Here is a 14,393-nt window from a genome sequence, read left to right on the forward strand (position 1 = left end):
CGGTGAGTGCTGACCGACCCGTCGTCCTCGTCGCCAACCGGGGCGAGATCGCGGCGCGCGTCGTGGCCGCGGCGCAGCGGATCGGCGCCGAGGCGGTCCTGGCCGCCAGCGCCGCCGACACGGACTCGCTCGCCGCGCGCGCGGCCGATCGGGTCCTCGTGATCGGTCCTGCACCGTCGGCGCAGAGCTACCTCAACCCCGAACTGATCGCCCAGGCCGCCGTCAACGCCGGCGCGGATGTCGTGCATCCGGGGTACGGCTTCCTCAGTGAGCAGCCGCGCCTGTGCGAGCTGCTCGAGGAGGAGGGGATCGCCTTCGCCGGGCCCCGCCCCGAGACCCTCCGCGCGGTCGGCGACAAGGGCAGCGCGCGGGCTGTGGCAGTGGCGGCCGGTGTACCCGTCGCCCAGGGCAGGGTCATCAGCGACGTGCACGACGTCGCGGCCCTCGGCGCCGAGATCGGCTACCCGCTGCTGGTGAAGGCCATTCACGGCGGCGGCGGGCGCGGCATCCGTCTTGCCACCACCGAAGCCGAACTCGTCGCGCTCGCTCCCCAGGCGGCGCAGGAAGCCGCGGCGGCCTTCGGCAACGGGGACCTCTACATGGAGCGGTACTACGGCTCGGCCCGCCACGTCGAGGTGCAGGTCTTCGGCGACGGCGAGGGCGGCGCGCTGATCTTCGGTGATCGCGATTGCTCGGTGCAGCGGCGCCACCAGAAGCTCATCGAGGAGTGCCCGGCCCCCGGGATCTCGGTGGAACGTCGCCGCATCCTGCACGATGCCTCCCGGGCGCTGGTGGCAGCCCTGCGCTACCGCGGCGCCGGCACCGTCGAGTTCCTCGTCGACACGCTCAGCGACGATGTGGTCTTCCTCGAGGTCAATGCCCGCATCCAGGTCGAGCATCCCGTGACGGAGGAGGCCTTCGGGGTCGACCTGGTCGCCGCGCAGTTGCTGCTGGCCCTCGGCCTGCCCACCGGTCTGCCGGTGCCGCCCGCCGTACCGCCTGCGGCGGCGATCGAGCTGCGCATCAACGCCGAGGACCCGGCCGCAGACTTCCGGCCGAACGCGGGTCGGGTCACCCACGTGCGGTGGCCCCGCGGCCCCGGCATCCGCATCGACACGCAGATCGAGTCCGGATTCGACTTCCCGCCCTACTACGACAGCCTCGCCGCCAAGCTCATCGTCCGCGCCCACGATCGCGCCGCGGCCGTCGAGGCGGCCCTCGCGGCGGTCCGCGGCACCCGGGTGGAGGGGCTCACGACCACGCTGCCGATGCTCGAGGCGGTCCTCGCGCACAAGGACTTCCGGGCCGGCCCCGTGCCGACGACCTGGTTCACCCGGGAATGGGAACGCATGAGGGAGGACACCCGATGACGGAGCACTCGCGCGCCGCCCACCTGTCGCCCCTCGGGGGCCGTCGCACCCGGGGACCCGTGCGCATCGTCGACACCTCGCTGCGGGACGGAAACCAGAGCCTGTGGGGCGCGACCGGGATCACGACCGGGATGGCGGAGGCGGCGGCGGTCGATCTGGGACAGATGAACCTCGCTGCCATCGATTTCACCAGCTCCACGCACCTGTCGGTCGGGGTGAAGTTCCATCAGGAGAATCCCTGGGAGCGGCTCGACCGTGTCAGCGCCGCGGCGCCCGGCGCCCTGCTGTCGGCGATCACGACCGGGATGCGCTTCATGTCGTGGGAGAAGGCCAGCGAGCCGGTCATGCGCCTCGCGCTGCGGATGCTCGCCACCCACGGGGTGCGTCGCCTGCAGATCGCCGAGCCGATGAACGACCGGGATGCCACCATCCGGGTGGCCCGCTGGGCGAAGGAGGAGGGCTTCACGCAGATCGTCGCCGGAGTCGTCTTCACCGAGAGCCCCGTGCACACCGACGAGAGGTACCTGGCCAACGCCGCCGCTTACGAGGCCGAACCCGCGATCGACCGCGTCTACCTCAAGGACCCCGGAGGGCTGCTGACGGTGGAGCGGGTCCGCGATCTCGTCCCGCTCCTGCGGGGCGCTGTGCGCAAGCCGCTGGAACTGCACAGTCACACGACCACCGGGGCGGCATCCCAGCTCTACGTGACCGCCGCCGCCCTGGATGTCGATGTTCTCCACACCGGACTGGGTCCCCTTTCCAACGGCACCGCCCAGCCGAGTCTCGAGCACCTCCTGACCAATCTCGACGCCGTCGGGATCCCCGTGGACATCGACCGGGATGCCGCGGCACGCGCCGCAGAGACGCTGTGGGCGATCGCTCGCTCTCAGGGGCTCGCGGCGGGCGCGCCGACCGAGTTCGATCTGGGCGCGCACGTGCACCAGGTGCCCGGCGGGATGATGGGGACGCTGACGCGCCAGCTCGGCGAGATCGGGATGGCCGACCGCCTGCCGCAGGTGCTCGAGGAGTGCGTGCGCGTGCGCGCCGAGTTGGGGTACCCCATCATGGTGACGCCGTTCAGCCAGTTCGTCGGCAGCCAGGCGCTCATGAACGTGCTCGCCGTCGAGAGCGGGCAGCCGCGGTACAGCCGCATCCCCGATGAGGTCGTGCGGTTCGTGCTGGGGCACTTCGGCGTGCCGGAGGGGGCGATCGACCCCGATATCGAGGAGCGGGTCCGTGATCTGCCGCGCGCCGCGGAACTGGATCGCCCCGTGCCCGAGCCGTCGCTGGAGGAGCTGCGCCGGATGCACTCCGAGCGGCTCGGACGGGCGCTGTCGGATGAGGACCTGCTGCTGGCGATCGTGCTGCCGCACGACCAGTTGGCCGCGATGTATGGCGCCGGCCCCGCGCCGCGCTGGTCACCGACACCGTCGGTGCCCCCGCCCACCGATCTCACGTCCTTCGTGGCAGCCGCGAACGCCCTGCCCCGCTGGCGCTCGCTGCGCATCGACGTCGGCGGCACGCGCATCGCCCTCGATCGCCCCGCTGAGGAGGACCGATGACGTCCCACATCCTTCCCCGGCTCGCCGCCGTCGACGGCGTCATGTTCGATGTCGACGGATGCCTCGTCATCTCTGACGGTCCCGCCGGCCAAGGGGGAACCGCCTTGCCCGGCGCGGCGGAACTGATCGACCAGGTGCGCGCGTCGGGCCGTGCGGTCTGCGTGTTCACCAACGGCACCGCCCAGGCCCCCGAAGACATCGCCGCCCACCTGCGAGGGCTCGGCCTGGATGTCGCCGACGCCGAGGTGCTCACGCCCTCGGTCGCGGCAGCCCGCGCACTGCGGGAGCGCTACGGCGACCAGCCTGTGCTCGCGTACGGCGGCGACGGGGTGATCCCCGTCCTGCGTGACCACGGGGTGAACGTCATCGATCCCGCCGAGCACGCCTCGGGCGCGGCCACCGGTGCCGCAGCGATCCTCGTCGGTTGGGACACGGAGTTCACCAAGCCGAAGCTGCAGTTCGCCGCCGAGGCGATCCTGGCCGGCGCCGCGCTGTACTGCACCTCGGACGCCCCCGCGTTCGCGAGCAGGGATCGCCTCAACGTCGGCGTCTCGGGCTTCATCGTGGCGGGGCTCTCGCACGTGACCGGTCGGCCGTGGACCGTGCTCGGCAAGCCCTCGCCGTTCGCCCTCGAGACGGTCTGCTGGGCACTGGGAACCACTCCCGAGCACACGCTGGTGCTCGGTGACGACGTCTATCTCGAAAGCGGCATGGCCCGTCGCGGCGGCGCGGTCGCGGGCATCGTGCTCACGGGCATCACGACTCCCGAGAAGCTCGCCGACACCCCGGCATCCGACATGCCCGACCTGGTCGTGGCCTCGATGACAGAGCTGGCGGCCCTGCTCGCCGATGCGGACGGGCTGCGGATGCCGGTCTCCTCCGGGTCGGAGCGATGACGGTGCCGGCGCACGGCGGGGCGGCGCACGAGGTGCTGTATCGTCCGGCGGCGGTCGTGCGCGATGCATCGGTGATGGCGCAGTTCCTGCGGTGGCTGGAGCGCGAGCGCGGTCTCTCGTTCGCCGATACCGCGACCCTGCACGCCTGGTCGGTGCGGGAGCTGGAGGCGTTCTGGCAGAGCGTCTGGGACTTCTTCGAGGTGCGCGCGCACGCCGCACCGCGTGCGGTGCTGTCAGGACAGGCGATGCCCGGGGTCTCGTGGTTCGAGGGCGCCGAGCTCAACTACGCCGAGCACTGCCTCCGCCATGATCCGGGCAGTCTCGCGATCTTCGCCACCTCGCAGACCCGGGGGGAGATCGCGCTGACCTTCGGCGAGCTCGCCGAGCAGGTGCGTCGGGCGCGGGCGGGGCTTCGCCGGCTCGGGGTCGGGCCCGGCGACCGGGTCGTCGCCTACCTGCCGAACATCCCCGAGACGGTCGTCGCGTTCCTGGCGGCGGTGAGCCTCGGAGCCATCTGGGCCAGCTGCGCCCCGGAGTTCGGCGCGCGCGCGGTGCTCGACCGGTTCGGACAGCTCGATCCCGACATCCTGCTCGTCACCGGCGGATACCGGTTCGGCGACAAGCCGGTCGACAAGACCGAGGATGTCGCGGCCCTGCGCGCCGGGCTTCCCACCGTGCGGCACGTGATCGGGGTCCCCTATGGTGAGTTCGACGTCGAGGCCGACGTGGCGTGGGCAGAGGTTGCTGCGCCGACCGAGGAGCCGCTGACCTTCACCCCGGTGCCGTTCGCGCATCCCCTCTTCGTCCTGTTCTCGTCCGGCACGACGGGGGCCCCGAAGCCCATCGTGCACGGCCACGGCGGCATCCTGCTCGAGCACCTCAAGACGCTCGGACTGCACTGGGATCTGCGGGCCGGGGATCGGCTGCTGTGGTTCACGACGACGGCGTGGAGGATGTGGAACACCCTCGTCTCCACGCTGCTGCACGGTGCCGCGGCGGTCCTGATCGAGGGAAACCCGCTCTATCCGGACCTCGATGCCCAGTGGCGTCTGGCCGATCGGACCAGGGCAAGCCTCCTGGGTCTCAGCCCCGGATTCGTGACCGCCTCGCGCGCTGCCGGGCTCACTCCCACGGCGACCCACGACCTGTCGTCGGTGCGGCAGGTCGGGGTCGCCGGCAGCCCGCTGACGGCGGAGGGCTTCGTGTGGATCCACGACCAGTTCGGTGACGACGTCGTGCTCAACGTGGGAAGCGGCGGCACCGACGTCTGTTCGGCGATCGTGCAGGGCTCGCCGTTGCACGACGTGTGGCTGGGCGAGATCAGCGGTGCGTCCCTGGGGGTGGATGCCGCAGCGTTCGACGCCGACGGCGCAGCCGTGGTGGACGAACTCGGCGAGCTCGTCATCCGTCGCCCGATGCCCTCGATGCCCCTGGGCTTCTGGGGCGATGCGGACGGCAGCAGGTTCCGCGAGGCCTACTTCGACATGTATCCCGGGATCTGGCGCCATGGCGACTGGGTGCGATTCGGGCCCGGCGGCAGCTGCGTCATCGCCGGACGGTCGGATGCGACCCTCAACCGGGGCGGCGTGCGCCTGGGGACCTCGGAGTTCTACCGGGTCGTCGAGGAGCTTCCCGATGTGGCCGACAGTCTCGTCGTCCATCTGGAGGACGCGGATGGCGGACCCGGCGTGCTCGTGCTGTTCGTCGTCCCCGCCCCGGGAGCGGGGAACCGGCCCGGCGAGTCCGCGGTGCGCAGCGGGTGGGACCACGAGCAGCGCGTTCGCCGCATCAACGCCGCTCTGCGTTCGGCGCTGACCCCCCGGCACGTGCCCGATCACATTGCCGTCGTCTCCGCCATCCCGCGCACGAAGACCGGGAAGAAGCTCGAGGTGCCGGTCAAGCGCGTGATGCAGGGAAGCGATCCGGTGGAGCTGGCCGCGCTGTCGTCCCTGGACGACCCGCACGCTCTTGAGGAGTTCGCGGCCTTCGCCCGCGCGCACGGTCTGCTTCCGGAGCGGTAGTCCGGCCGGGTCCGGTGCGCCGCGGCCGAGCTGTCGCCTACGGATGCTGCGTGTTCGCGCGGGGTCAGTCGGCGTCGGTTGGCCCGGTCCTGTGTGCCGACGCGTAGCGGTCGGCGAGCGTCGCGAAGGCCGCGGTGAGCTCGGCCGGACCGACGACCTCCAGCTGCGCCTCGAACCTCCCGAACCACGCCGCCAGCGCTCCCCATGACCAGGATCCCGCCTCGAGGCTGCAGGTGTGCTCATCGATGGCCGTGACCGTTGCGTCGCCGGCGAAGGGGAGGACCTCGCGGGCGGGGAGGTGCACGATGACGCTACCGCGGCACGGCCAGGCGTTGACGTCGGCCCCCTTGAAGCGGGCTGCGACGAGGTCCTCGACATCGCCCCCGGGAACCGTGCGCGGCGCGAAACGCGGGCCCAGCGGGATACGCGGGCGCATGCGGTCGGCCCGGTAGAGGCGCCAATCGTCGCGATCGAGGTCCCAGCCGAGGAGGTACCAGCGTCCGTGCGAGGAGACGAGGTGGTGCGGTTCCACGCGCCGGGCCGGACGGGAGTCCTGGGGGGTTCCGCCGCCCGGGCCGGTGCCGGTGTCGCCCGAGGCCGAGTAGTCGAAGCGCAGTGTCTCCCGGTCGCGGATGGCATGGGCGATCGTGACCAGGGTCTCCAGCGGGATGTCGGTGGGCGCCGCCTCGCCGGGCCGGGCGACAGTGGTGACCTCGAGGGCGTCGAGGCGGTGGCGCAGGTGCGAGGGCATCATCTGGCGGATGGTGCCGAGGGCGCGGACCGCCGCCTCGGCTATGCCCGCGCCCATGGCTGGTGCCGTTCTCAGGGCGAGGGCGACCGCGAGTGCCTGATCGTCATCGAGCAGAAGCGGGGGCAGCTCGCTGCCCGCGTCGAGGCGGTATCCACCATCCGGGCCCTTGGTTGCCTGGACGCGATATCCCAGCTCGCGAAGACGGTCGATGTATCGGCGCACGGTGCGGTCGCTGACATCGAGGCGCGCCGCCAAGACCGACCCGGGCCAGTCCCGGCGGTTCTGCAGCAACGACAGCAGGGCGAGCAGCCGCGATGTCGTCTCCATGTCAACGACCCTAGATCCCATATAGGACAGAAGTTGACCTATACGGGTGCGAGCGTGGAGGTGTCGAGCCGATCGGGCCGACTCTCATCAAGGAGAAGACATGACCATTCAGACGACCCCGCACCTGAACTTCCGTGGCGATGCGCGCCAGGCGCTGGAGTTCTACCAGTCCGTCTTCGGCGGCAACGCCGTGATCAACACGTACGCCGACTTCGGCATGCCGGCCGAGCTGCCGGGCGCCGAGAAGGTGGTGTTCGGTCTGCTAACGGCAGAGAACGGCTTCCGGGTGATGGGCTATGACATCCCCGGCCAGACCGAGGGCTCGATCGCCGGCGGCGGCTCGACCCGCCGCGAAAACAACACCACCCTCACCGACCAGGCCCTGTTCGTCTCGATCGGGTCCGACAGCTTCGACGAGCTCCAGGGATACTGGGACGCGCTGGCGGTGGACGCCGTCATCGTCGAGCCGCTGGCCGCGTCGGCGTGGAGCGCCGGCTTCGGCATGCTCACTGACCGATTCGGGGTCACCTGGAGTGCCAGCGTCACCGCATGAGTCCCGTCGTCGCGGCGTGGGCTCACCGGGCCCGCGCCGCGGCGGACGGCCCCGCCGCGGCCCCGGCACGGGGGCGGGGACCGTAAACTGGCGCCGCGTAGCCGACCGAGGAACGAGACGATGAGCAGCCAGACGCACGCCCAGGATTCATCCCCGCTGGCCCACCGCCCGTGGCTGGCCGCGTATGCCGACGGCGTGCCCGCCGAGATCGACCCCGTCGATCAGACGCTCGTCGACCTGCTCACGGCATCCGTCGCCCGCTACGGCGATGCTGTCGCGCTCGAGTTCTTCGGGGCGACGACGACCTACAAGGAACTCGGCGAGCAGGTCGAACGGGTCGCGAACGGTCTGCGCAGGCAGGGCGTGAAACCCGGCGACCGGGTCGCGCTCGTGCTGCCGAACTGTCCGCAGCACGTGGTGGCCTTCTATGCCGTCCTGCGGCTGGGTGCGATCGTGGTCGAGCACAACCCGCTCTACACGGCGCGCGAGCTGCGCCACCAGTTCGAGGTGCACGGCGCGGTCGCCGCGATCGTGTGGGACAAGGTGGCCGACACCATCGCCGAGATGCCCTCGGACATCAGACCCAAGGCGATCGTGCCGGTCCGGATGCCTGACGCCCTGCCGTTCGTGAAGCGTCTGGCCCTCCGGCTGCCCTTGCCCGCGGCGCGCAAGACCCGCGAAGCGATGACGGCCGCTCCGACCGCCAAGAGGCTTGTCGCATGGAAGAGCCTCGCCGGTTCCCGCCCGTTGCCGGCGAAGGTCGCCACCCCGGGCCTTGATGACACGGCACTGCTGCAGCTGACCAGCGGGACAACCGGCATGCCCAAGGCGGCGATCCTGAGCCACCGAAACCTGCGATCGAACGCCGCGCAGGGCCGGGCGTGGGTGCCGGGGCTGAAGGAGGGCGCCGAGACGTTCTATGCGGTGCTGCCGCTGTTCCACGCGTACGGGCTGACGTTGTGCCTGACGTTCGCGATCTCGATCGGGGCGCGTATCGTGCTGTTCCCGCGGTTCGACGTCGACTCGGTCATCGCTGCCGCGAAGTCGTCGCCGCCCACCTTCCTGCCTGCCGTTCCGCCGATCTACGACGCCCTTGCGCGGGCTGCCGCTCATCGCCGGATCGATCTGCGCAGCATCCGATTTGCGATCTCGGGTGCGATGAGCCTGCCGATTCGCACCGTGACCCGGTGGGAGGAGGCCAGCGACGGGCTCCTGGTCGAGGGGTACGGGATGACGGAATCCTCGCCGGTCGCCCTCGGCAACCCCATCGGGCCCACCCGTCGCCCCGGCACCGTCGGCGTGCCGTTCCCCAGCACGGAAATCCGTGTCGTCGATCCCGAGGACCCGCGAACCGATCGCGCCATCGGCGAAGCCGGGGAGCTGCTCATCCGCGGACCGCAGGTCTTCCAGGGCTACTGGCAGCGCCCCGACGAGACGGCGGCGACGCTGCTGGAGGGCGGGTGGCTGCGCACCGGCGATATCGTGACGGTCTCGGAAGACGGCTTCGTCACGGTCATCGACCGGGTCAAGGAGCTCATCATCACGGGCGGCTTCAACGTCAGCCCGAGCGAGGTCGAGCAGGTCCTCACGCTGCATCCGGATGTCGATTCGGCCGCGGTCGTGGGGCTGCCGCGGTCGTCGGGGGGCGAGGATGTCGTCGCCGCCGTCACGATGCGCGACGGAGCTCACTTCGATTCGACCGCGCTACGTGACTTCGTGCGGCCGCACCTGGCCGCGTACAAGGTGCCCAAGCGCATCGTCGAGGTACCCGATCTGCCGCGCTCGCAGATCGGCAAGGTGCTGCGCCGCGTGGTGCGCGAGAACCTCATGTCTGCGTGAGTCCCGCCCCCGGGAGGATGGCGTTCCAGCGTGGCCGCTGCGCCGTGGAGTCGATGTCGGCGAGAATCGCCGCCGCATCCGCTACCGGGAACATCGTCACGATGCGCCGGCCCGTCGTCGGCGTCTGCAGCGCGTAGGCCAGCGCCGCCGCACCGTGCGTGCGGGTCAGGGCGATGTGGGCGATCACGTCGCCCAGATCCTGCATCCGGCACAGGTGTCGATCCAGAACCGCCTGTCCGGCTGCCGTGACTCGTTCGAGCAGAGTGCGTCGACTCGCCCAGGGGATGAAGCTGCTCGAAGGAAGGCCGCACAGGGCCGCGAGCTCGCCTCTCGTCCACCGTTCGTGCTTGCGTCCGAACGGCGTCATGACCGGCGACAGGAGATAGCCGTAGACGTGGAGGAGTCCGGCGTTGCCGACGGGCCACTGTGCGTCCAGGCGCGCACGTTCATGCAGTGCCGCGAACAGTTCACGGCTCAGCACCGGCTCGCGGGTGTTCTCGTCGATCACGGTGGATCGGCCCCACACGACGAACCGGCCGGCCGCTGCGTCGGCGTCGATCGCTTCACCGAGCCAGGGCTCCGAATCGAGAGCGGCGCCCGGGTCGTGGATCGCGAGCGCGGACGCGGCCTCCAGGATCTCCGGCACGCCCCCAGCGTAGACGGCCAGCGGGGGGCGCACCGCCCCGGATTTCACGAGCTGTTCACCTTCTCATGGCCGAAACGTCCACATGATGATGCAACCATGGACGCAACGTCCCAATCGTTGCGGGCGGGAAAGCAGATCTGTGACAGCGACAATCGTGTTCGACTTCGACGGTACTCTCGCCCTCGGTACGGGGCCGATCGTCGCCTTCGCCCGGGCTACGGCCCGCCTCGCGGGAGACCCCGGCTTCCTTGACCGAGCGCTGATCGCGCTTGCGGCCTTCGAGGCCGGCAACGCGGATTACCGCGACGGATATGACGTCGTCGGCTCGCTCGCGGAGGACGCAGGAATCGACGCGAGCGTCCTCAGCGAGTCCTACTTCGCGTCGCGCGCCCTGCTGGGGTCGGCTGACGCGCCCGTGGCGGCTCCCACGGGTCTCGCCCCGTTCCTGACGCGGATCACGCGTCATGCGCAGATCCTGTTGGCGACGAACGCGCCCAGCGACAGCATCCTTCCCCTCCTGTCCACCTGGGGGGTTTCTGAGGCCTTCGATGCGCTGCACTTCGCCGTCGGCAAGCCCGACGGGCTGCGGCCGATCCTCGCTCACGCCCTCGAGACGGGCCCCGTGCTCTCGGTCGGCGACATCGTCGACCTCGATCTGGCGCCTGCCATGGACCTCGGCGCTGACACCGCGCTCGTCGGCGCGACGGCGTCGCGCGCCACTGCCCCCGTGACGATGCGCGGGGCCACACTCCACGACCTCTACCCCGATATCGAAGCCTGGGCCGCATCCGCGGCATCCGGGTCCTCCCGCACCATCCCACTCGAAAGGCACTTCTGACATGCGCAAGTCCCTGATGGTCACGGGCGTCGCGGCCGTTGCCGCCCTCGCCCTCGCCGGCTGCTCCGCAGCCTCCGACCCCTCCGCGTCCGGCTCGACCGACACCGCCTGGCCCGAATCGATCACGATCTCGCTCGTCCCGTCCGTCGAGGGTGAGGACCTCGCGGAGGCGCTCGACCCACTCACGACCTACCTGTCCGAGAACCTCGGGATCGAGGTCAACGGCGTCGTCGCGACCGACTACGCCGCGACTGTCGAGGCGCTGGGAACCGACCAGGCGCAGGTCATCATCACCGACGCGGGTTCGCTCTACAACGCGATGAACCGCTACGACGCAGAGCTCATCCTGCGTGACGTGCGCTTCGGGGCTACCTCGTATGCGTCGGTCGCGTTCACCAACAATCCCGACAAGTACTGCGCCGAAGCGCCGATCATGTCGACCTACGCGGCCAGCGGGATCGAACTGTCGTACTGCAACGGCATCGAAGGCGACGGCGAGAACGCCACCGGGCAGGGTCCTGCGGCGCTGGATGCCCTCGAGAAGATCGATGAGGGCACGAAGGTCGCGCTGCAAGCGGCGACCTCGCCTGCCGGATACCAGTATCCGGTGGTCGCGATGCGCGAGGCAGGGATCGACACCGACGCGGGAATCGTGCAGATCCCCGTCGAGGGCAACAACAACGCGGTCCTGGCGGTCTACAACGGCGACGCCGAGGTGGGCTTCGCCTACTGGGACGCGCGCACCACGGTCGCCGAAGAGGCCACCGACATCGCCGACAAGGTTGTGGCCTTCGCCTACACCGACATGATCCCCAACGGCGGTGTCGCGGTCTCCTCCGCGCTCCCGGCTGACCTCGTCTCGCAGCTCACGGAGCTCATGGACGGCTACGCCGACTCTTCGGAGGAGGCCAAGACTGTCATGTTCGACCTGGTGGGCCTCTCGGACTGGACGGACCAGACTGCTCCGGAGGAGATCACGCGCTATGGCGAGATCCTCGCGCAGTTCCAGAACTGATCGAACCGCGCGGTTCCCGCACAGAAAGTCGCGGTGCATGCACACTGATCCGCAGCGCGCGGAGGCCGAGGACACCCCCTCGGCCTCCGCGCCCGCGCCGTCGCCCGCCGCGTGGGCGATCGGTCTCAAGGACGTCTCGGTCGTCTACCCCAATGGCACTCGTGCGCTGCGTGGCGTGAGTCTGGAGATCGCCGCCGGCGAGATGGTGTCGATCGTCGGTCTGTCGGGATCGGGCAAGTCCACCCTCATCCGCGCGATCAACGGCCTGGTGCCGGTGACGGACGGGCAGATCACGGTCGGACCATCGGTGGTGACGGGCATGCGGGGCAGGCAGCTGCGCCGGTTGCGCGGTCACATCGGCATGATCTTCCAAGGATTCAACCTCGCCGACCGGGCGAGCGTGTACCGCAACGTGCTCGTGGGGCGCTTCGCGCACACGCCGACCTACCGCACCCTTCTCGGACTGACGAGCGCCGCCGACCGCGAGCTGGCGCTTCGCTCGCTCGATGCCGTCGGGATGCTCGAGAAGGTGTGGGTGCGCGCCGGTCAGCTCTCGGGGGGACAGAAACAGCGCGTCGCGATCGCCCGCGCCCTCACCCAGCAGCCGAGCATCATGCTCGCCGACGAGCCCGTCGCAAGCCTTGACCCGCCCACCGCCCACGCCGTGATGGACGACCTGCGCCGGGTGAACGTCGAGGACGGCCTCACGGTGCTGGTCAACATCCACCTCATGGACCTGGCGCGCCAGTACACGACGCGCATGATCGGTCTTCGCGCTGGTGAACTCGTGTACGACGGCCTGGCCGCCGACGCCACGGATGCCGACTTCGAGCAGATCTACGGGCGTCCCATCCAACCGATCGATCGGCTCGACCGGTGAGCCAGGCGCTCTCGCGATACACGCTCCCCGCGCGTCCGCACGCGCGGGGACGGACAGCGCTGATCGTGCTCGCGGTCGTCACCTTCACGGTCGCGACCTGCATCCCGGCGATCGGCGGGATCGAGCTGGATTTCGGTGCGATCATCCGGAACTGGAGCAACGGCTCCGGCCTCCTCGCCCAGTTCCTGCAGCCCGACTTCTCGTTCCTTCCGCGCACGATCGGGCCGATGCTCGAGACGTTGCAGATGGCGGTTGTCGGCGCGTTCTTCGCGGCGCTCGTGTCGGTGCCGCTGACCCTGTGGGCGGCAGTCCCGACGAATCCCCACGCGATTTCGCGCCGTCTGGTGCGCGCCGTGATCAACGTCATCCGTTCCGTGCCGGATCTGGTGTACGCCACCGTGCTGGTGGCGATCATCGGCGTCGGCGTGCTGCCGGGTGTGTTGACCCTCCTTCTGTTCGACATCGGCATCGTCGTCAAGCTCGTATCCGAAGCGATCGATTCCGCCGACCACGCGTACATGGAGGCGGGGCGGGCCGCGGGCGGGACCCAGACGCAGATCAACCGCACCACTGCGCTGCCGCAGACGTGGCCGCTGTTTGCCAACCAATGGCTTTACACTCTCGAGCTCAACGTCCGCATTTCGGCGATCCTCGGCATCGTCGGGGCGGGCGGAATTGGTCGGCTGCTGGATGAACGGCGGGCGTTCTACGCGTACGACGACGTCTCGGTGATCGTCCTCGAAATCCTCGTCGTCGTCGTCCTGATCGAGGTGTTCTCGAACTACCTTAGAAAGCGGCTGACATGAGCGCATCCGCTTCCGCGCGCGAACTCGGGTTGGAGCTTCCTCCGCCACCGTCTCGCCTCGCCTCGACGCTCACCGCTGTCATCGTGGGTGCGGTCGTGCTCTGGGCCACCGCCGGGCTGCCGATCGACTGGAGCGACCTCGGCGCCATTCCCGGAGAAATCCTCCACTACGGCGCGCTGATGTTCGCCGATCCCAACTGGGAGAAACTCCCGCGCGCTCTGTTCGAGACGTGGCGGTCGATCTCGATGGCCTGGATCGGTGCGATCCTCTGTGTACTGGTCTCCATCCCGCTCGGGATGCTGGCAGCTCGGGGTGTCGGTCCCGCCTGGATCCGGCTGCCGCTTCGGGGCGTGTTCGCCGTCATCCGTGCCGTCCCGGAAGTGATCATCGCCCTGCTTCTGCTGACCGTGACCGGGCTGACGCCCTTCACGGGAGCCCTCGCCCTGGGGATCGCGGGAATCGGTACCCAGGGTAAGTGGGTCTACGAGACCATCGAGTCGGTCGAGGAGGGCGCCTCCGAGGCCGTCCGCGCGGCGGGCGGCGGCACGGCGGAGGTCACCCGGTGGGCGCTGTGGCCGGCCGCGGCTCCTGCGCTGATGTCGTTCGCGCTCTATCGCTTCGAGATCAACATCCGCACATCGGCCGTGCTCGGGCTCGTCGGTGCGGGCGGAATCGGAAGCATGCTGGCCAACTACACCAACTTCCGGCAATGGGATACCGTCGGAATGCTGTTGATCGTGGTGGTCGTCGCCACGATGACGATCGATGCGATCTCGGGAGCGATACGCCGTCGGATCACGCAGGGGGCCCGGGTGCGCGGAATCAGACGATCCTCGAAAGGACGCCAGGATGTGGTCGGGATCCGCTGAGACGCCGCCGACGATGAGAA

Annotated in this window: 13 protein-coding genes; 11 read left to right on the forward strand and 2 right to left on the reverse strand. The window is 69.9% G+C overall.

Features of this window, described 5'->3' with window-relative positions:
• Positions 1 to 2 precede the first annotated feature (2 nt).
• The 4 genes from AC3ENO_RS00935 to AC3ENO_RS00950 are packed head-to-tail and all read left to right on the forward strand — an operon-like array spanning position 3 to position 5,849.
• On the forward strand, positions 3 to 1,370 hold the full coding sequence (locus AC3ENO_RS00935) for an ATP-binding protein (protein WP_434968752.1): 1,368 nt from the start codon (positions 3 to 5) through the stop codon (positions 1,368 to 1,370).
• On the forward strand, positions 1,367 to 2,932 hold the full coding sequence (locus tag AC3ENO_RS00940) for a pyruvate/oxaloacetate carboxyltransferase (RefSeq protein ID WP_434968753.1): 1,566 nt from the start codon (positions 1,367 to 1,369) through the stop codon (positions 2,930 to 2,932). Before AC3ENO_RS00935 ends, AC3ENO_RS00940 begins: the two co-directional genes overlap by 4 nt.
• Positions 2,929 to 3,828 carry an HAD-IIA family hydrolase gene (locus AC3ENO_RS00945; protein WP_434968754.1) on the forward strand — a complete coding sequence of 300 codons (900 nt, stop codon included), beginning with the start codon at positions 2,929 to 2,931 and terminating at the stop codon, positions 3,826 to 3,828. Before AC3ENO_RS00940 ends, AC3ENO_RS00945 begins: the two co-directional genes overlap by 4 nt.
• Positions 3,825 to 5,849 carry an acetoacetate--CoA ligase gene (locus AC3ENO_RS00950; RefSeq protein WP_434968755.1) on the forward strand — a complete coding sequence of 675 codons (2,025 nt, stop codon included), beginning with the start codon at positions 3,825 to 3,827 and terminating at the stop codon, positions 5,847 to 5,849. The genes AC3ENO_RS00945 and AC3ENO_RS00950 overlap by 4 nt, the downstream gene beginning before the upstream one ends.
• Positions 5,850 to 5,913: 64 nt before the next feature.
• On the opposite strand, the gene AC3ENO_RS00955 is transcribed toward AC3ENO_RS00950, so the two are convergent.
• A complete protein-coding gene (locus tag AC3ENO_RS00955) occupies positions 5,914 to 6,927 on the reverse strand; it encodes a helix-turn-helix transcriptional regulator (protein ID WP_434968756.1) in 1,014 nt (337 codons plus the stop codon).
• 100 nt (positions 6,928 to 7,027) lie between these two features.
• Between AC3ENO_RS00955 and AC3ENO_RS00960 the strand changes: the two genes are divergently transcribed.
• Both AC3ENO_RS00960 and AC3ENO_RS00965 read left to right on the forward strand, forming a co-directional pair.
• Positions 7,028 to 7,480, forward strand: coding sequence for a VOC family protein (locus AC3ENO_RS00960; RefSeq protein WP_434968757.1), 453 nt, complete (start codon positions 7,028 to 7,030; stop codon positions 7,478 to 7,480).
• Between the two features lie 120 nt (positions 7,481 to 7,600).
• On the forward strand, positions 7,601 to 9,319 hold the full coding sequence (locus tag AC3ENO_RS00965) for a long-chain-fatty-acid--CoA ligase (protein ID WP_434968758.1): 1,719 nt from the start codon (positions 7,601 to 7,603) through the stop codon (positions 9,317 to 9,319).
• Here the strand turns inward: AC3ENO_RS00965 and AC3ENO_RS00970 are convergent.
• Complete coding sequence (locus tag AC3ENO_RS00970; RefSeq protein ID WP_434968759.1) at positions 9,306 to 9,965, reverse strand: amino acid deaminase; 660 nt, start codon at positions 9,963 to 9,965, stop codon at positions 9,306 to 9,308. The genes AC3ENO_RS00965 and AC3ENO_RS00970 overlap by 14 nt on opposite strands.
• 139 nt (positions 9,966 to 10,104) lie before the next feature.
• Here AC3ENO_RS00970 and AC3ENO_RS00975 point away from each other — a divergent pair, with 139 nt between their 5' ends.
• The 5 genes from AC3ENO_RS00975 to phnE (AC3ENO_RS00995) are packed head-to-tail and all read left to right on the forward strand — an operon-like array spanning position 10,105 to position 14,373.
• On the forward strand, positions 10,105 to 10,803 hold the full coding sequence (locus tag AC3ENO_RS00975; protein ID WP_434968760.1) for an HAD family hydrolase: 699 nt from the start codon (positions 10,105 to 10,107) through the stop codon (positions 10,801 to 10,803).
• Between the two features lies 1 nt (position 10,804).
• Positions 10,805 to 11,818 carry a phosphate/phosphite/phosphonate ABC transporter substrate-binding protein gene (phnD, locus tag AC3ENO_RS00980; protein ID WP_434968761.1) on the forward strand — a complete coding sequence of 338 codons (1,014 nt, stop codon included), beginning with the start codon at positions 10,805 to 10,807 and terminating at the stop codon, positions 11,816 to 11,818.
• 37 nt (positions 11,819 to 11,855) lie between these two features.
• Positions 11,856 to 12,698 (forward strand): phosphonate ABC transporter ATP-binding protein, encoded by an 843-nt coding sequence (gene phnC / locus AC3ENO_RS00985; protein ID WP_434968762.1) that lies wholly within the window; start codon positions 11,856 to 11,858, stop codon positions 12,696 to 12,698.
• Positions 12,695 to 13,504 carry a phosphonate ABC transporter, permease protein PhnE gene (phnE, locus tag AC3ENO_RS00990; protein WP_434968763.1) on the forward strand — a complete coding sequence of 270 codons (810 nt, stop codon included), beginning with the start codon at positions 12,695 to 12,697 and terminating at the stop codon, positions 13,502 to 13,504. The genes phnC and phnE (AC3ENO_RS00990) overlap by 4 nt, the downstream gene beginning before the upstream one ends.
• Positions 13,501 to 14,373 carry a phosphonate ABC transporter, permease protein PhnE gene (gene phnE, locus AC3ENO_RS00995; protein WP_434968764.1) on the forward strand — a complete coding sequence of 291 codons (873 nt, stop codon included), beginning with the start codon at positions 13,501 to 13,503 and terminating at the stop codon, positions 14,371 to 14,373. The genes phnE (AC3ENO_RS00990) and phnE (AC3ENO_RS00995) overlap by 4 nt, the downstream gene beginning before the upstream one ends.
• Positions 14,374 to 14,393 lie beyond the last annotated feature (20 nt).

It is taken from the genome of Microbacterium sp. bgisy207 (genome assembly GCF_057706855.1).